The organism is Pseudoclavibacter helvolus (assembly GCF_049707175.1).
GTDB classification, from domain to species: Bacteria; Actinomycetota; Actinomycetes; order Actinomycetales; family Microbacteriaceae; genus Pseudoclavibacter; species Pseudoclavibacter helvolus_A.
In genome coordinates this window covers 94,344-111,917 of the sequence record NZ_JBNAFM010000006.1, presented here as the reverse complement: position 1 = coordinate 111,917, position 17,574 = coordinate 94,344, and the positions used below count along the sequence as shown (strand labels likewise).

General features: G+C 68.1%; 17 protein-coding genes. 14 read left to right on the top strand and 3 right to left on the bottom strand.

Going from position 1 to position 17,574, the window contains the following annotated elements; translation table 11 throughout:
- Positions 1 to 5 precede the first annotated feature (5 nt).
- A complete protein-coding gene (locus ACPYN9_RS06705; RefSeq protein WP_424465054.1) occupies positions 6 to 593 on the top strand; it encodes a mismatch-specific DNA-glycosylase in 588 nt (195 codons plus the stop codon).
- 10 nt (positions 594 to 603) lie between these two features.
- Here ACPYN9_RS06705 and ACPYN9_RS06700 read toward each other — a convergent pair whose 3' ends face one another.
- Positions 604 to 1,167 (bottom strand): hypothetical protein, encoded by a 564-nt coding sequence (locus ACPYN9_RS06700; RefSeq protein ID WP_424465052.1) that lies wholly within the window; start codon positions 1,165 to 1,167, stop codon positions 604 to 606.
- A 330-nt stretch (positions 1,168 to 1,497) separates the two neighbouring features.
- Between ACPYN9_RS06700 and ACPYN9_RS06695 the strand changes: the two genes are divergently transcribed.
- The 6 genes from ACPYN9_RS06695 to ACPYN9_RS06670 are packed head-to-tail and all read left to right on the top strand — an operon-like array spanning position 1,498 to position 8,392.
- Positions 1,498 to 3,723 (top strand): hypothetical protein, encoded by a 2,226-nt coding sequence (locus ACPYN9_RS06695; protein WP_424465050.1) that lies wholly within the window; start codon positions 1,498 to 1,500, stop codon positions 3,721 to 3,723.
- Positions 3,720 to 5,495: an HSP90 family protein gene (locus ACPYN9_RS06690; protein ID WP_424465048.1), complete on the top strand. Its 1,776-nt coding sequence runs from the start codon at positions 3,720 to 3,722 to the stop codon at positions 5,493 to 5,495. Before ACPYN9_RS06695 ends, ACPYN9_RS06690 begins: the two co-directional genes overlap by 4 nt.
- A 51-nt stretch (positions 5,496 to 5,546) precedes the next feature.
- Complete coding sequence (locus tag ACPYN9_RS06685; RefSeq protein WP_424465047.1) at positions 5,547 to 6,470, top strand: PrsW family intramembrane metalloprotease; 924 nt, start codon at positions 5,547 to 5,549, stop codon at positions 6,468 to 6,470.
- Positions 6,467 to 7,090 carry a hypothetical protein gene (locus ACPYN9_RS06680; RefSeq protein ID WP_424465045.1) on the top strand — a complete coding sequence of 208 codons (624 nt, stop codon included), beginning with the start codon at positions 6,467 to 6,469 and terminating at the stop codon, positions 7,088 to 7,090. Before ACPYN9_RS06685 ends, ACPYN9_RS06680 begins: the two co-directional genes overlap by 4 nt.
- Positions 7,091 to 7,109: 19 nt before the next feature.
- The gene (locus ACPYN9_RS06675; RefSeq protein ID WP_424465043.1) at positions 7,110 to 7,739 is read left to right on the top strand and encodes a TetR/AcrR family transcriptional regulator; all 630 of its coding nucleotides are present in this window, start codon (positions 7,110 to 7,112) and stop codon (positions 7,737 to 7,739) included.
- A 41-nt stretch (positions 7,740 to 7,780) separates the two neighbouring features.
- Positions 7,781 to 8,392, top strand: a complete 612-nt coding sequence (locus ACPYN9_RS06670) for a dihydrofolate reductase family protein (RefSeq protein ID WP_424465041.1) — start codon at positions 7,781 to 7,783, stop codon at positions 8,390 to 8,392.
- A 58-nt stretch (positions 8,393 to 8,450) separates the two neighbouring features.
- Here ACPYN9_RS06670 and ACPYN9_RS06665 read toward each other — a convergent pair whose 3' ends face one another.
- Complete coding sequence (locus ACPYN9_RS06665; protein WP_424465040.1) at positions 8,451 to 8,885, bottom strand: hypothetical protein; 435 nt, start codon at positions 8,883 to 8,885, stop codon at positions 8,451 to 8,453.
- Positions 8,886 to 9,077: 192 nt separating this feature from the next.
- Here ACPYN9_RS06665 and ACPYN9_RS06660 point away from each other — a divergent pair, with 192 nt between their 5' ends.
- A complete protein-coding gene (locus ACPYN9_RS06660; RefSeq protein WP_424465038.1) occupies positions 9,078 to 9,437 on the top strand; it encodes a DUF2695 domain-containing protein in 360 nt (119 codons plus the stop codon).
- Here the strand turns inward: ACPYN9_RS06660 and ACPYN9_RS06655 are convergent.
- Complete coding sequence (locus ACPYN9_RS06655; protein WP_424465036.1) at positions 9,431 to 9,889, bottom strand: TraR/DksA family transcriptional regulator; 459 nt, start codon at positions 9,887 to 9,889, stop codon at positions 9,431 to 9,433. The two genes, ACPYN9_RS06660 and ACPYN9_RS06655, sit on opposite strands and share 7 nt — an antisense overlap.
- Positions 9,890 to 10,033: 144 nt before the next feature.
- On the opposite strand from ACPYN9_RS06655, the gene ACPYN9_RS06650 reads away from it, so the two are divergent.
- The 6 genes from ACPYN9_RS06650 (at position 10,034) to malQ (ending at position 17,570) form a co-directional block, all read left to right on the top strand.
- Entirely contained in the window at positions 10,034 to 11,284 is a 1,251-nt protein-coding gene (locus ACPYN9_RS06650) for an FAD-dependent oxidoreductase (protein WP_424465035.1), read from the top strand.
- Positions 11,277 to 12,875, top strand: a complete 1,599-nt coding sequence (locus ACPYN9_RS06645; RefSeq protein WP_424465034.1) for a cryptochrome/photolyase family protein — start codon at positions 11,277 to 11,279, stop codon at positions 12,873 to 12,875. The genes ACPYN9_RS06650 and ACPYN9_RS06645 overlap by 8 nt, the downstream gene beginning before the upstream one ends.
- Positions 12,876 to 12,981: 106 nt before the next feature.
- Positions 12,982 to 13,392, top strand: coding sequence for a VOC family protein (locus ACPYN9_RS06640; RefSeq protein WP_424465032.1), 411 nt, complete (start codon positions 12,982 to 12,984; stop codon positions 13,390 to 13,392).
- A gap of 169 nt (positions 13,393 to 13,561) precedes the next feature.
- A complete protein-coding gene (locus ACPYN9_RS06635; protein ID WP_424465030.1) occupies positions 13,562 to 14,959 on the top strand; it encodes an MFS transporter in 1,398 nt (465 codons plus the stop codon).
- A gap of 53 nt (positions 14,960 to 15,012) precedes the next feature.
- Positions 15,013 to 15,438 (top strand): Rieske (2Fe-2S) protein, encoded by a 426-nt coding sequence (locus ACPYN9_RS06630; protein ID WP_424465029.1) that lies wholly within the window; start codon positions 15,013 to 15,015, stop codon positions 15,436 to 15,438.
- Positions 15,435 to 17,570 carry a 4-alpha-glucanotransferase gene (gene malQ, locus ACPYN9_RS06625; protein ID WP_424465027.1) on the top strand — a complete coding sequence of 712 codons (2,136 nt, stop codon included), beginning with the start codon at positions 15,435 to 15,437 and terminating at the stop codon, positions 17,568 to 17,570. Before ACPYN9_RS06630 ends, malQ begins: the two co-directional genes overlap by 4 nt.
- Positions 17,571 to 17,574 lie beyond the last annotated feature (4 nt).

Sequence of the window (17,574 nt, the reverse complement as noted above, 5' to 3'; positions counted from 1 at the left end):
AGCCGGTGACCTCCGAGCTTGCCGAATTCAGCGGCATCGCCGACGACGCCATGGACGACATTCTGCCGGTTGACCTTCATGACGTGCGACTGCTCATCGTCGGCGTCAACCCCGGCCTCTGGACGGCTGCGGTCAACGCCCCGTTCGCTCGACCGGGCAACCGCTTCTGGCCGTCCCTGCATCGGGCTGGGCTGACCGACGAGCTCGTGGACGCATCACGTGGACTCTCGCCGGCCGATGAGCAGCAGCTGCTTGGCCGTGGCATCGCGCTCACGAACCTCGTCGGGCGAGCAACGGCACGCGCTGACGAGCTCTCCGCGTCGGAGCTTCTGGCAGGTGGTCAGCGCATCATCGAACGAGTGCGCGCCATGCGACCGGACGCGGTCGCCGTCGCCGGGATCACGGCCTTCCGGACTGCGTTCGAGCGGCCAAAGGCGGTGCTCGGGCTGCAAGATACCCACGCCATCGACGGTTGGCCCGCAAGCGTCGCGCTGTGGGTGGTCCCGCAGCCGAGCGGGCTCAACGCGCACGAGACGATCGACACGCTCGCGGCCAAGTGGCGAGAGGTCTGGGTCACGCTCGGAGCCGGGTGACGGTCCGCTGCTAGCGGATTGAGTAGAAGAAGCCGGCACCGTCGTCGGCGAACCGCTGGACCGCTTCCCGGAACGGCCCGAAGAGACTGCTGCAGTACGATCCGTCCGCCTCACCACAGGTTTCCTCAAGTTCGGCGAGGTCAACTCGCGCGTAGTCGTCGGCGGCGAGCCGAACGTACTCCGCGGGCACGATCCCGTAGTACGGCTTCCAAGTCGCGTACCCGTCTGAGTAGAGAACGTCTCCGAGCAGGAGCAACGCCCCGGCGCGCGGCAGGACATTGATCTGCCGGTCGTCGATGCAGTGACAGCGGTCGGCGGCGGTCACTGTGGCGAGCTCGGTCGTATTGGGCGGGCCGTCACCTTCGAGCAAACTTTCGGCGGACGGTTCCGGCATCCAGTCCTGCAGGAAGTAGGCCAGCAGAACCCTGAACCCCTTGTCGAGGCTGACGCAGTTTTCCTCGTTGATAGTCGCTTCGCGTCGGTCGAGCGCGTAGCTCGTTGCACACGGGTCATCGACTGCCCGCTCGAAATCAGCCTGTGTGCGGAGCGGCCAGCCGTAGTAGCGAATTCCCATGCGGAGCAGTATTGCGGCCGTTCTCGTGGTCTGTACGAGTTATCCACAGTGGCCCAACCACGTGCGCCTTGGAGGACTTGCCTTTGAGCTGGACCGACCCAGTTTCGCGATGACCGAGCAACCGCGCACGGTCACGAGGACGCGACCCGTCGCTTCGTAGGGATCCGTGGACGCTCAGACGATGGAAGAGGTCGACCTCTGGCGGCGAGACTTCCTCGGTTTGCCCTAATACTCGTGGCAGGGGAGTTCGCTAGGGTTGCGCGCACCGCCGCCTCATGCCTCCGCAAGGAGAGGCGAGAGACGCGAGCAACCTCACCATGGAGGCCCCACATGATTGCCTACTCTGACCTCGGCACGCTCGACGACGAGCAGCAGGAGCGCATCCAGACTCTCTTCGAACGCAGCGAGACGATCTGGGATCTGCCGGAAGACGAAGGCAAGATCGATGTCTGGGACGAGTTCGTCGAGGACTGTGAGCGGGTCGGGTTCCCGCACCTCATCGCGAGCGCGCGTTTCGGTCAGTACACGACGCTGATGAAAGCTGGTCTCGCCGTCAGGGCACTCGACGCCTATGCGAAGCTCATGCAGGTCATCCACCGTCATGGCGATCTCATCGCGCCAGACAATGTCAATCGGATGCTCGGGTCCGTCGCGACCGCGACCATGACGCTCCTCGACGACCCCACCGTGCCGCTCCAGCAGATCACGCGCGTCGTGGACCTCGTCGAGCAGCAGGTGAAGCAGCGCGGCACGGATGTTGTCGGCGTCTACGTCGCGCGCGCAGCCCTCGCAGCGGCCACGGGCGACTCCGAATCGACCTTCGACTGGATCTCACGATGGCGCGCTGAAGGCAGCGCAGAATGGCGGCCCGACTCCTCAGGTGTGATCCAGATGGAGATGCCCCTCATCGCGCGCTTCGACGTCGCGCGGGCGACCGTCACGCTCGAACAGCGGTTGCGGATGCTCGGTATCGACCCCGAGCACTTCGACGCAACGCGCACCGACGTGCGTCTCCTGACGATGCTCGCGTACTTCTACGTGCGCGAAGGGCGACGCGGCGACGCCGACCGGATCGCTGAGCAGCTCCTCAACGGCATCGGTGTTGACGGTCTGGTGAAAGAAGCCGTCACCGACTACCTCATCCCGGTGCTCGAGACTCGGCCGGAGGATGCGCTGGTCGCTGTCGATCACACGCTGCTGAACCTGCACCTGGACACGAGCGACTGGGAGGCGCTGGCTGCCGTTGCGCGCAGTCGGATGCTCGCCGACCCGGCTGGCGAGGAAGGTCGCCTTCTCCAAGCGCTCGCCGAGGAAGCGGCGACGGCGCAGGACGCCCGCGGCGGCACCGATATCCACCGCCGCGAGCTCGACGACTTCTGGTGGGCCGGACTGCCGGACCACGTTCGCCCGGACCTCGTGGGTCAATCCGAAGTCTGGGACGACGTGGAAGAGCGCGCTGAACGCATCCTCTCGGCAGGCTGGCTCCCGAGGAGACGTGCCGTGAGCCTCGACGACCCGCCGATCTCCATCAAGCACCGCTACGTGGCGCTCCTCGGGGAGACGATGAACCTCCTCTCCACCGAGTCGTCGGAGGAAGCCGCGGCACTCGAGCGTCGCCTGACGGCCCGGGCGAGTGAACTTCGATGCGCGACATCCAGCTACTGCATCCCGCTCATGCACGGTCTCCGCGCGGGCCAGTTGGCCGACACCGCGACGCTGGTGAGTGACTTTCGGTCCTCGCAGCAGCAACTGCTCACGAACGCGGGCCTCATCACGGACTCCATCCAGGCGATCGGGGAGCGATTCTTCGCAGTGACCGTCGGGCAAGCCGTCGCCGACCCGGCTATCACGTGGGAGCAGATCGAAGCGCTCATCGAGCACGAGGTGCGCGTCCGCGCGGTCACCCGCGGTCCTGCCTCGCACGTGCTTCTGGCACGCGCCGAGGTCGCGGCCCACCGTGATGACGCTGAGTCGCTGCGCGAGATCGTGGCACGGCTGCAGCGAGCTGTGGCCGAAGAGGCGGACCTTCTCGACCGGGTGGCCGTCGAGCTCGAGATCGTCCGGCTCAGCGCCATGTATGCACCGAACTTCGCGACGGCTGTTGCGACGCGCGTTGCCGAGACCGGCGACGCCGAGCAGATCAGAGCGGCGAACGCGTGGCTGTGCTGGTTCGGCGCGCAGCAGGGCGATGACCGGGCAGCTCCCGCGCTCGCCCACCTGCTCGCTTCCGTCGATGGCGACGTGACCGAGTTCGGTCCGCTTCCCGGCTGGGTGCTCATCGAAGGACTGGCCGGGCCTGGCACGGACCTCAATCCGGTCATCGACGCGGTGCTCGAAGAGGCGGACTCCGGTGCGCCGAGTGATCTCCTCGACTACGCGGCCGCCGGCAGCGCGCTGCTCCTCCAGAACCCAGACGACCGCCGCGGTCAGGGCCTCCGCGAGAGGGTCATCGAGATTACGGACGGCCTCGCCGCGCGCGACGGCACCACGTTCTGGAGGGACTGGATCCGCGACCGCTGGTTCCCGGGAGACCGAGCGTTCGAGGCGTCCGCGTGAGCGGCGAGGCCTTCCGCGTCGACCTGCGCGGCATCGTCGACATCCTCTCGCACCATCTGTACTCAAGCCCACGCGTGTACCTGCGCGAGCTGATCCAGAACGCGCGCGACGCCGTCGTCGCCAGGGTGGAGCTGGGCGAGGATGCGCCGAGGTCGATCGCCATCGAGGTGGACGAAGCCGCACGTGCGGTGGTCGTGCGCGACCACGGCATCGGCCTCACGGAAGATGAGATGCGGCGGGTGCTCGCAACCATCGGAGCCTCCAGCAAGCGCGGCGACCTCACGCAGTTGCGCAGACAGTACCTCGGGCAGTTCGGGATCGGACTGCTCTCATGTTTCCTCATCGCCGACCGCATCGAGGTCCGGTCGCGCAGCGCGCGGTCGGCCGATGCTCCGACGCTGAGCTGGGTGGGGAGCGCCGACGGGACCTTCACGATCTCCCCGGCGGGGCATCCGCTCGCCGACCCAGGCACGGAGGTGCGGGTCGTCGCTCGCCCGGACGACGCCGAGTGGGTCGAACCCCGGCGGGTGCGACTGCTCGCCGAGCGCTTCGCCTCGCTCCTCGACCTGCCCGTCACGATCTCTGAGGGCAACGAGCCCGGCGAGGTCGTCAGCACGCGCACGCCGCCCTGGCGTGCCACTGACGCCGAGGCTGCGGTGTGGTGCCAGCGAGAACTCGGCTTCTCGCCGCTCGCCAGTCTGCCCATCGAGGTACCGGCCGCGGGAGTCAGCGGTCTTGCCTTCATCGCAGACACCCCTGGCCGGGTCGGCAACCGGAAAGGCGACACGGTGTACTCGCACGGGATGTTTGTCGCCGACAACAACGTGCAGCTCGTGCCGGGCTGGGCGTACTTCGTTCGCCTGGCCTTCGACGCGGGCGAGCTGCAGCTCACCGCCTCGCGGGAGTCGTTGCAAGACTCGCCTGCAGTCTCCGAGGTGCGCACCCAGGTCGGCGTCCAGATCCGAGCCGGTATCGAGCGCTTCGCGGCGGGCGACCCCGTCGGCTTCGAGCGCTTCATGGGCGTGCACGCCAAGGGCCTCCTCGCGATGGCCGCCAGTGACACGGACATGCTCGAGCTGGTCATGAAACACGTGCCGTGGGAGACGAGTGAGGGCACGATGACGTTGGAGCGGCTCCTCCGCGGCTTCGACGAGGTCAGGTACACGACGTCGATGCGAGAGTTCACAACCTTCGCCCCAATTCTGCGCGCTCGCGGGACGCTCCTCGTCAACGGAGCGTACGTCTACGGGGGCGAGATCCTGCGTCACGTCGACGAGCGCAGGGGACGCATCGGCAGCCTCAAGAGTTTCGACGCGCAAACGTTCCTCCACGCGCTGCCGAAGCCAGCCGACGCGTCGATGGATGCGGGTGGGTTCAGAGCGCACGCCAGCTCGGTGCTCGACAGGCTCGGCCTTGACCTCGACCTTCGGGAGTTCGCCCCAGCCACCGTGCCGGCGATGTTCATCGGTGCCGCGAGCAGCGGCGAGGAAGATGCTTCGGACTTCGAAGCAGACCCCTGGGCAGATTTTCTCAGCGAGCCGGAGGGGCCGCCAGCCCGCTCCCGACTTGTGCTGAACGTAACGAGCCCGGCGGTTCGTGCGCTCGCGACGCTGACGGACCAGCGCGTGCGCGCGGAGGCCATCACGGGCCTCTACGTGATTGGGCTGCTCACGGCGGGGGAGCAGCTGGACGAGCGTCACTCGGAGTTGCTGAGCGGGACCCTGCACGCGCTGATCGCTGCTGCGGCACAGGGGACCGGCACGTCGCCCTGAGCGAAGAAGGGTTCCTTGCACTAACTGTCACTATGTGTCTATTGTCACTATGTGACTAATACGCAAGCTCTCTTTTCTCGCGGCTCGTGGCGGCTCGCCGCCGCAGGTGTGGCTGGGGTCTCCTGGATCGCCACCCTCCTCTGGATCGGTCAGCACATCGGCCTCAGGGGCATCGGCGCTGGTCTGCTGCTCTCAATCCCCATCACGCTCGCACTCGTCCTCGCGTTCCGCTGGCTCAATCGCACCAACAACCCTCAACCGGTCGGGATGCTCGTGGCCGCCTTCCTTTGGGGTGCGACCGTGACCGCCATCGCGGGGATCGGTGCGCAGGCCGTGCTGCAGGTCATCGCCGAAGCTTCGTTCGGTGTTGAGGCGGGCGCCTGGATACGGCCCCTCATCATCGCGCCACTCACGGAAGACACGCTCAAGGGCGTCTTCCTCGTGTGGCTCTTCCTCGTTCACCGGCAACGCATCACGGGCGTGCTCGACGGCATCGTGATCGGAGGGCTCGTGGGTGTCGGGTTCACATTCACTGAGAACATCCTCTACTTCGGACAGATGGTGCTCGACCTCATCGCGGGCGGCTTCACCTCGGAGGCGTACCTCGGGTTCGCGGGCATCTTCTTCCTCCGCGGCGGGCTCCTTCCGTTCTTCCACGCGTTGATGGGCATGCTTATCGGCATCGGTGTCGGGCTCGCCGTGCGCAGGCGCAGTCCCGGTGCGCAGGCAGGCACGATCCTCGCCGGCTTCGGCGCCGCCTGGCTCCTGCACGGCATCTGGGACTGGGCCGCTATCGCAAATGCCAACCCCGAGCCATACGTCGCAACCGTCTACCTCTCGCTGTTGGTGCCATCGTTCCTGGCCGTCGCGGTGACAGCCGTTATCCTCCGCCGCCGCGCGGTAAAGGCCATGGTGAGCGCCGGTGCGTCGACCCGGGCCGATCGTGCCATCATCACAGGGGCGATCGATCGATGAAGCGTGTCTTCGGAGACGGGCTCGACCTCATCCGACGGCATCGCCGGGCCTTCCTCGTCCTGAACCTGGCCTATCTGCTCTGCTTCGGCCTCGGCATTCTCGCGACCGCGCTTGTGCCGGAATTGCGTCCGGGCGGGCTCGGGGCGCTGCAGGGGGAGCCTGGGGCCACCGGTCTCGGCACGGTGATCGGCGACGCCTACCGGAGTGGCAACGTGCTGGTCGCGGCCGTCGTGACGTTCGGGGTCAACCTGTTCTCGGCGTCATTCCTGCAGACCACGCTGCCGAGTTTCGTCGTGCCCTTCCTCGGTGTCGCAGTCACTGTGGCGCGCGGCTTGTCCTGGGGCGTGCTCTTCACGCCGCTGGGGGCTGAGGATGCCACATTCCTCATCCACTGGGTGACGCTTGCCATCGAGGGGGCGGCCTACGTCGTGGTCGCGTTCGCGACCTGGGTGCACGGCGTGTGCTGGCTGCGTCCGAGCAGCTGCGGCGCGGAGACGCACCGCGCCGGCTACGCGAAAGGGCTGCGCGCCACCTGGAGCCTGTATCCGCTCGCCGCGGTGCTCCTCCTCGTCGGTGCGCTCTACGAGGCCGTCACCGTCATCACCTTCCTCGCCTCATGAGCTTTGGTAGCGTCACATCGTGACTGTAGCGCGCACGCCGATCGACCTCCGACGCAACCCTGACGCGCGCCTGCAGGTATCGCGCATTGCGGCCGAGTTGTTCTGGCGGGACGGTGTCGCAGGCACGCGCGGTGAGGACATCGCGGCGGAGGCCGGCATCGCGACGCGGACCCTGTGGCGATACTTCCGCTCGAAGGAATCGTGCGTCGAGCCCGTGCTCGTGGAGTCCGGACGCCGGTTCATGACCGTGCTCAATGCCTGGCCGCTCGAGATGTCGATCGACGAGTACTTCGCTGCGGCACGGATCGACGGTGAGGTCGAGTACACCCCGGACGAGGTCGCTGCGATGCGGATGGTCACGCTGGGCTTCCGCGAGCCCGTGCTTCGGAGTGCGTGGCTCATGGTGTGCGACGAATCGGAGCGCCAGGCAGCAGAGCTCTTCGCGCTCCGCCTCGGGCTGAAGGCGCGCTCGCTCGACGTCACGCAGATCGCTGCGTCCGTGTCGGCGGCGATCCGCGCGCTCACGGATGCGCTGAGCGTCGAGTACATCGAGCGCGGGGTGCGTATGACAGCCGACGACGTGCTCGCCTCGCTCTCGGCCGCGGTCATCCAGGCGAGCAACGGTCGCCTCGGACCCGCCGTGAGGTGAATACTGGGACACGTACGCCAGGAGCTCTCGAAGGGACGTCGATGTCCGACACCACCTGCCACATGTCCATCTCGCTTGACGGCTTCGTCGCCGGCCCTGAGCAGAGTCGCGAGCATCCACTCGGCATGCGCGGGCATGAGCTGCACAGCTGGCACATCGGCGACCCGCGCGCGACCGAGGCGGATGAGCTCGCGACGGGCTGGCTCATGAGGCCTCGCGGCGCCTACGTGATGGGGCGGAACATGTTCGGTCCGGTTCGCGGGGACTGGGATGAGGACTGGCGGGGCTGGTGGGGCGCGGAGCCGCCGTACCACGCGCCGGTCTTCGTGCTCACGCATCACGCCCGCCAGGCCATCGAGATGGAAGGCGGCACGACGTTCTTCTTCGTGACCGAGGGGTTCGACGAGGCCTATGCGCGAGCCGTCGGGGCCGCAGGCGGCCGAGGAGTCGACATCGCGGGCGGCGCATCCACCGTTCGCCAGGCCCTGCAGGCCGGGGTTGTCGACGAGCTCACGCTCGACGTCGCCCCCGTGCTGCTCGGTTCGGGCGAGCGGATGTTCGACGGTGTCGACGAGTTCGGCTTCGAGCCAGTCGAGGTGCTGCACTCGCCGCTGTCGACGCACATCCGCTACCGCAGGGTCGCGCAGGAGTGAGGTTGTGGCTCGGCGAAAACTGCTGCCGAGCCACGTGTCCCGCACCGGCGACGGCCGGTCAGCCGGCTGCTCTGCGGACGTAGTCGGCGATGGTCTGCTCGGTCTCCGGCGTCAGGTTGACGAGCGCAAACGACGTGACCCAGAGGTCGCCGTCATCGAGTCTGGCGGCCTCCTCGAAGCCGAGCGTGGCGTAGCGGGTCGTGAACTTCGACGCCGCCTTGAAAAAGACGACGACCTTTCCGTCTGCGTTGGTATAGGCGGGAAAGCCGTACCAGGTCTTCGGCATGAGATGCGGGGCCACCTCTTTGACGATGCGGTCCACGCCCTCAGCGAGAACGCGATCCGCGTCGGTCATCTCGGAGATGGCCTTTTGGATCGCGGCGTCGCCCGCTGCGCGGTTCTTGCCGGCTTTCTCTTCGGCGCGCAGTTCCGCAGCGCGCTGCTTTACCGCCTCGCGCTCTTCCTTCGAGAGCCCGGTCGTCTTCTCAGCCATTGCAGGGTCCTTCGTTCGTTCGTGTTCGGTGAATCAGGACTACCGTACGACCCCCGGGGGCCTCGCGTCGCGACGATCTCGTGCCGGTTTCCGATGGCAAGACGGTCAAGAATCGGCTTCACATCGACCTCGCCGCGCCCGAGGTGCTCGAGGGACCCACGGAATGTCGGTGGCCCGGTCCAAGATGCGGCCATGACAGATCAACGAATCGACCAGGAAGCCGAGACCCTCGTGAGGGCACTCGCTGATGACCTCCTCGAACCGCGCCCCGGCGAATGCCTCATCTGCTACGTCGCTGACCAGCTCGACGAGTTCGGCTGCGATGGCGCGCACCGGTTCTCGCAGTGGTATCAGGAGCGAGCCGCTCCACGGGCGACGGCGCTCCTCGAACGCCTCGATCGCATGGGGGCCTACTGCGACTGCGAGATCTTCCTCAACGCCTACGACGCCTGCGGGGGCGAACCGCCGTCCTTGCCCCCGTGCCTCGGGGTGCGGCGGGGGTCGACGCAGCCGTGCGCGCTGTGGTGGAGGCAGCGGCGTGCCGCCTACTGACGGCCGCCGCGCCGCGGCCGCTCCGAACACGCGACGCAGCGCTCCGCGAAGGGGCGTACTCGCAGCCGCACCTCAGAGATGGGCTCGCCACAGCTCTCGCAGATGCCGAAGGTGCGGTCTCGCACGCGAAGCAGCGCAGCGTCGATGAGCTGCAGCTCCGAGCGTGCGGCCTCGGCCTGGCCCGAGAGGAGTGACCACTCAGCCGAGAGGGGAGCACCGTCCGGGTCGTGCTCGTCGTCATCATTGAGCGAGGAACGGTCGTGCACAAGCACCCTCAGCGCAGCAGTTGTCGCCTCGACGCGATCTCTCGCCTGTGCGCGGAGGCGCTCAAGGTGTTCGGCATGTGTGGCCGCGGACTCACGTTCGGGAAGACAGGGGGCCTCCGATGCGCCGTCGAGACCGTCCACTCGTTTGGTGTCTTCGGTTCCATCGATTCCATTGGTCGCGTCCATGCGGGCCATTCTGCGCGACCGAAGTCTGCCTCGACTGAAGGGGGGAGCCAGGCCGTCGGCTGACCCACGTCGCGCTCAGGCGCGGCCCGGGTTCCTCCCGCAGACTGGCGAACCGCACGCCTTCTTCTCAATGATCGGAGACCCATGGACACGGACGTCGTCGTCATCGGAGCCGGCCTCGCGGGCCTCAGGGCCGCCCGTCGCCTCGAGGATCTCGGACGGAGCGTCGTCGTCGTCGAGGCGGAGGATGAGGTGGGCGGCAGGGTTCGGACCCAGGTCGTCGACGGGTTCCTCTGCGATCGCGGCTTCCAGGTGCTGAACCCCGCCTACCCGGCCCTTCGGACGGCCGTCGACGTCGCCTCGCTGAAGCTGCAGAGCTTCGGCGTCGGCGCCATCGTGCGGTCGGGCGTGCGTACGACCAAGCTCGCGCATCCGCTTCGGCACCCCCAGCACGCGCTGCGGACCGTGTTGAGCGACCACGTCACCGGCTCCGACCTCGACGCGCTCGTCCGCTGGCTCACGCCGACCCTCCTCCATCCCGATGCCGTCGACCCCGACACAGACCAGCCGCTCCGCGACTCGTTCGACGACGCGGGGCTCACGGGGCCGCTGCGGCGCGACCTGCTCGACACATTCCTTGCCGGCGTACTCGCCGACAGCCGCGGCGACAGCTCGGCCAACTTCGTCAGACAGCTCGTCAGGTACTTCGCGCTTGGCGCTCCCGGGCTCCCGGCCGATGGAATGCGCGCCCTGCCCACCCAGATGGCCGCGTCGCTCCACGAGCCGGTGCGCCTCGGGACCCCGGCGCGTGAGCTGAAAGAGACGAGTGGGGGAGTGCGCGTGGCCACCGAGCGAGGCACCGTCCTCGCCCGCGCGGCAGTCGTCGCCGTGAGCCCAAATGACCTGCCCGACGTGACCGGCCAGGAGGCACCGGAGACGCACGGACTCACCACCTGGTGGTTCCGAGCACCCGGGCGGCCGCAGACCGGGCCTTTCCTGCTCCTCGACGCCTCGAGGCCAGGCGGTGGGCCAGCCGGGCCGATCTGGAACACCGCCGTCATCTCCGAGGTGGCGCCCTCATACGCCCCACACGGGCAGAACCTGGTGCAGGCGACGACGCTCCTCGACCGACCTGACGGCCGTGCGAGCGAAGCCGACGTCAGGCGCGACCTCGCCAGACTCTACGGAACGCCGACGTCGAACTGGGAGGTGCTCGCGCACGATGTGATCCCGCACGCCCTCCCGGTGCAGCGTCCGCCGCTGACGGACCTCGGGCCAGACCAGGCCGGGGCGCGAACGTTCGTCACGGGCGACCACCGGCAATCCGCTTCCATCCAGGGTGCGCTCGTCGCGGGAGCGCGCGCGGCCGCGGCCGTCCACTCCTCGCTTGGCTGAGTCGCCTCACCCGGGGCGGGACCTGCGCCTCGTTCTCCCGCACCAGCTCTTCGAGGCACACCTTGACGCTCCTGCGGGGACGCTCTTCGTGCTCATCGAACACGACCTGCTGTTCCGGCAGTACTCGTTCCATGCGCACAAGCTCGTGCTTCACAGGGCCTCCATGACCCGATTCGCGGCGCGGTTGCGCGCGCACGGGCGCCAGGTCATCTTCCTCGCGAGCGACGCTCGCCACTCCTCACGAGCGCAGCTCGAACGCCTCGTCCGCCAGCGCGTCCCACGACGCGTGACCTGGTACGACGTCGTTGATGACTGGCTCGAGCGTGACCTCGTCGAAGCGCTCGCGGCGGGAGGCTACCTGGCCTCCCCGAGCGACGAGCTCGAGACGCCCAACTTCCTGACTGACCGGGCGCAGATCGATCACTGGTTCGCGAGCAACGAGGCCAGGCTGCACGACTTCTACATCTGGCAGCGGCGGCGCCTCGAGGTCCTCGTCGAGGACGGCGCGCCACTCGGAGGGCGCTGGTCGTTCGACGAAGACAACCGCAAGCGTCTCCCTCGGGGATACGTTCCGCCGGCGGTTTCGCGCTTCCGCTCGCATCCGGCAACCGAGACCCCGGGCACGTTCGACCTCGAGGCGCTCATGCCGTACCGCTCGGAGCCGACCGTCACCGCGCCATCAGAGGACGTCGAGCAGGCAATCGAGTGGGTGGCCAGAGCGTTCCCCGACGCGCCAGGCGACCCGTCGACGTTCGCCTGGCCGACCACGCACGACGAAGCGCGGACCCACCTGCGGGAGTTCGTGCGCGAACGGCTTGCAGACTTTGGTCCATACGAAGACGCGATCTCGGCCGCGCATCCCTTCCTCAACCACAGCCTGCTGACCCCAGCCCTGAACATCGGCCTGCTCGACCCGCGCGAGGTGGTGGATGCGGCGCTCGCGGGAGCGGGCACGGGCACGCCGATCGCGTCCCTGGAGGGGTTCGTGCGCCAGGTCATCGGGTGGCGCGAGTACATGCGGGCGACCTACCGCCACCGTGGTCGCGAGCTGCGCACGTCGAACGCGCTGGGGCACACGAGGCGCCTCGGACGTGGATGGTGGTCGGCCGACACCGGGCTCGCGCCGGTCGACCTCGTGCTCAGGCGGGTGCAGGCGACCGGGTACGCCCATCACATCGAGCGGCTCATGGTGCTCGGCAACGCGATGTCCCTGTTGCGCATCCACCCGCACGACGTGCATCGATGGTTTATGGAGCAGTTCGTCGACGCCTACGACTGGGTGATGGTGCCGAACGTGTACGCCATGAGCCAGTTCGCCGCCGGCGACGCGATCACTACCAAGCCCTACGTCTCGGGAAGCAACTACCTGAGGAAGATGTCGGACCTCCCGCCTGGTGTCTGGAGCGCCGACTGGGACGCGCTCTACTGGTCCTTCGTTGCGCAGCACCGCGGTGTCTTCGAACGGAACCCGCGGACCCGGCTGACGGTCTCGGCCCTCGACGGGCTCGATCAGACCGTACTGAAGGGGCACCTCGACCGGGCAGCTGAGCTGCTTGCTCCGAGCCGAGGCGACAGGCTCGTCCGAAGCTGAGACGCGCGGGGGCCGCGGTTGCTTCCCCACGGCCGACAGCACTCCTAGGATCGTGCTGTGACGCGTAATCCGCCGTCACTTCTTTTTGAGTGCAAAGGAGCCCGACGTGGGCGTATCTATGGTCTTCCCGAACTTCCCAGTGGCCGACGTGAAGGCCGCTACCGAGTTCTACGTCGGGCTCGGGTTCACCGTAAACCCGATGTTCAGCGATGAGAACACCAGCTGCATTGTCGTGAACGAGCAGGTCGCGATCATGCTGCTCCAGACCGAGCGCTTCAAGGGCTTCCTTCCGGAGGGCGCCGAGGCCGTGCTCGGCGGCAACCGTCACGAGAGCACGACGGCGCTGCTGCTCGGCAGCACCCAGGAGGTCGACGAAATCACCGCCAAGGCCGAGGCCGGCGGGGGCAAGATCCACCGCCCGGCCGAGGCGAACGAATTCGGCATGTACGGCTCGGCGTTCGACGACCTCGACGGTCACCTGTGGGAGGTCTTCTACATGGACGCACCCGAGGCCTGAATCCAGCACCGCCACCACCAGCTGGGCGACTGCCCGGCTCGAGGGGCGGGCGATGGCGGACGGCTCCACCGGGCTTTGTTGCGGATTGCGGCGACGAGACTGGTGGGGCCGTCTTCGCTCTGGCACGGTGAGACGTCCCCTTCGTCCCGCCCCAGTTTTGGATACGCACATGACCGAGCGCAGTCAGGCCGACGACAGTGCCGCCCCGGCATCAGCCGTGAGGCTGACACGCAACCAGCGTCTTGATCGGCTGCCGTTCAGCGGGCGGCACCGCAGGCTCCTGTTCGGCTCCGGCATCGGGTGGGCGCTCGACGCGATGGACGTCAGCCTCATCTCGTTCGTGATGGCGGCGCTGGCCGTGCAGTGGAACCTCGACTCGACCACACTCTCGTTGATCGCATCGATCGGCTTCGTCGGGATGGCCATCGGGGCGAGTCTCGGCGGACTCCTCGCGGACAAGATCGGCAGGCGGCAGGTTTTCGCCGCCACGCTGCTCATCTACGGCCTTGCGACGGGCGCGTCAGCGCTCGCGGCGTCGGTCGCTGCGCTCATGGTCCTGAGGTTCGTGGTCGGACTTGGCCTCGGGGCCGAGCTGCCGGTGGCGTCCACGCTGGTGAGCGAGTACGCGCCGAGGAAGATCCGCGGGCGCGTGGTCGTGCTGCTCGAGGCGTTCTGGGCCGTCGGCTGGATCGCAGCGGCGCTCATCGGCGCATTCATCATCCCGCTCTCCGACGATGGCTGGCGATGGGCGCTCCTGACCGGAGTCTTGCCGGCGATCTACGCGGTGGTGGTGCGGTTCGGTCTCCCCGAGTCAGTGCGCTTCCTCGAGAGCAGAGGCCGCTCCGCCGAGGCCGAGCGGGCGGTTCGCCAGTTCGAGGAGTCGGCTGGTGTGGATGCGCCGGAGGGTGCGACCGAGGACGCCGCCGAGGAAGCCGGAACGGCCGAGCGTTCGGCTGAGGCGGGGACTCGCGGTGCGCGCTGGCGGGACCTCTGGGCCCCTGGCCTGCGGCGCCGGACGGCCGCGCTCTGGGCGGTCTGGTTTTGCATCAATCTCAGCTACTACGGGGCGTTCATCTGGATCCCGAGCCTGCTCGTGGGCCAGGGCTTTACCCTCGTGAAGTCGTTCGAGTTCACGCTCGTCATCACGCTGGCGCAGCTCCCCGGCTACTTCGTCGCCGCCTTCCTGATCGATCGCATTGGGCGACGGGCGACGCTCGCCATCTTCCTGCTCGGATCGGCCTGCGCCGCGTTCAGGTTCGGCTTCGCCACGAGCGACGCCTCGATCCTCGCCGCGGGCATGTGCCTCTCGTTCTTCAATCTCGGTGCGTGGGGAGCCCTGTACGCGATCGGGCCGGAGCTGTACCCGACGAGGCTCCGAGCCTCTGGAACCGGTGCCGCAGCAGGCTTCGGCAGGATCGCCTCGATCATCGCTCCGCTGCTCGTGCCCGTGATGCTCGCGGCTGGCGGCAACGTGCTGGTCTTCGGGGTCTTCGCGGCTGCCTTCTTGCTCGCCGCCGGCGCGGCGTTCACGCTTCCCGAACTGATGGGGCGCGAACTCGACGAGTGACCCACTCGCGCGCCGCACGTGCGCTTGCGAACTCGGCCACTAGCCTGGTGACCGTGAGTGAACGACGAGATCCTTCACGGCGCGGGGTCATCACGAGGAGTGCAGCGGTCGGCGGCGGGATCGCATCGGCCGTGATGCTTGCTGCCTGCGGGGCGACGGACGACGCCGTCGGCGACGCCCCGGAGTCCGTTCCCTCCGGCTCGGTGCCGGTGGCCGACGTGCCCGTCGGAGGAGGCGTGGTCGTTGATGCCACGGAGACCGTCATCACCCAGCCCAACGCTGGGGAGTTTTTCGCGTTCAGCTCGATCTGCACGCATCAGGGCTGCAGCGTGTCGAGGGTGACCGCCGATCACATCATTTGCCCGTGCCACTCGAGCCAGTACGACACGAGGACCGGCGAGCCGGTCGCGGGCCCCGCCCCTCGTGCACTCACCCCGCGCACTGTCACCGTCACCGAAACTGAGGTCGAATACTCGTGAGCATCACCGACTTGACCGCGATCCGCGAGCTCGCAGAGCGCGCCGGACTCGAAGTCGAATACTGGGGGTGGCGTGGTGCGAAGGAGCGGGTCGCCCCTGAGACCCTGGCCGCCGTGCTCGACGCCCTCGGACTTCCAGCGGCGACGGATCACGAGGTCGCGGCGTCGGCCCTCGCCCTCGACGAGCGGCCATGGCGCCGGGCGGTTCCGGCCTGCACGACGGTGCGGTCCGGCAATGACGCGCAGGTGTTCATCCATGTGCCGCACGGCAGCGAGGTCACCGTCGAGGTGGCGCTCGAAGACGGCAGCGTGCGTCGTCTCGAGCAGCTCGAGAACTGGGTGGACCCGCGGAGCATCGACGGGGAGCTGGTCGGTCGCGCCACCTTCGCGATCCCGACCGATCTGCCGACCGGTTGGCACCGCATCCACGCCCACCTGGCCGATCACGGGGCACCCGCCTCGGCGACGACCGGCACACTCATCGTCGTGCCAGCCGCAACGCCGTGGCCAGCGCAGCGCGCCTGGGGTCTCTTCACGCAGCTGTACCAGCTGCGCTCGACGACGTCATGGGGAATCGGCGACCTCCGGGACCTCTCGACCCTCACCGCTTGGGGTGCCCAGCACGACGGCGACTTTGTGCTTGTCAATCCGCTCAACGCCAACCCGCCGGTTGCACCCATCGAGCCCTCGCCGTACCTGCCGACTTCGCGACAGTTCGGCGACCCGCTCATCCTCAATGTCGACTGGGCGGCCGCGTTCGTCGCGCAGCGCGCCGAGGTGCCGCAAGCCACCGTCGAGTTGCTCTCCCGCAACGCTCGCGAGGCGCTGCTGAGCAACCGCATCGACACCATCGACCGCGACGAGGCGTGGGCGCTCAAGCAGCCGGCGCTCCGGGCGCTGTTCGATGCCTGGCAGGCTTCGGCCGCGTTCGACGACGACTTCGACGACTTCAGGCGTGAGGCCGGCGAGCCTCTCGAGCGCTTCGGGGTCTTCTGCGCTATCTCGATGGTGCACGGTCGCGACGCGCGCGACTGGCCGAGCGAGCTCGCCGCCGCCAGCGGCTCGGACGTGCTCTCGTTCGCTGCAGACCACGCGGAAGACGTCGAGTTCTTCGTGTGGCTGCAGTGCCTGCTCGAGGTGCAGGCGCGGCGTGTCCAGAGCGAGGCGCGTGCCGCTGGCATGTCGATCGGGGTCGTGCACGACCTGCCCGTCGGCGTGCACGCAGGAGGCGCGGATGCGTGGTCGTTCGGCGACGCGCTTGCCAGGGGAGTGACCGTCGGCGTGCCGGCCGACCAGTACAACCAGTTCGGTCAGAACTGGTCCCAGCCGCCGTGGCGACCGGACAGGCTCGCCGAGCTCGGCTACGCCCCATACCGGGACATGTTGCGCGCCGTCTTCCGCAATGCCGGTGCGGTCCGGATCGACCACATCCTCGGCTTTTTCCGCCTGTGGTGGATTCCCGAGGGCAACTCGGCGAAGGACGGCTGCTTCGTGCGCACCGATGCCGAGGCGATGCTCGGCATTCTGGCGCTCGAGGCGGAGCGCGCCGGGGCGGTCGTCATCGGCGAGGATCTCGGCACCGTCCCACCCGAGGCCAGGGACGCGCTCGCAGAGCGCGGCATGCTCGGCGCATCCGTCCTCTGGTTCGAGTGGACGGAAGCGGGCGTCCCGCTGGCACCTGAGGACTATCGGCGGGCGTGCCTCGCGACGGTGACGACCCACGACCTCCCTCCGACGGCCGGGTTCCTCGCGCTTGAGCACCTCGACGTGCGGGAGCGCCTCGGGCTGCTCGAAGGCTCCGTCGAGGAAGCGCGGGCCAGCGAGCTGGAGACCATCTCGAAGGTGGTCAACCGCCTCCGTGCGGCTGGCCTCGTCGGGGCGACACCGAGCGACGAAGAGGTGGTGGTTGCCCTGCACGAGTACCTGGCCGGATCAGCGGCTCAGCTGTTCGGCGTCGGGGTCTCGGACCTCGCGGGCGATCGCCGAGGCGTCAACCAGCCGGGGACCGCAGACGAGTATCCGAACTGGCGCGTGCCGATGACCAATGGGGAAGGTCGCCTGGTGTTGCTCGAAGAACTGCTCGCCTCGCCGCTCGCGGCACAGATCGCGGCGTCTTCCGCCAGAACCGAGTAACACG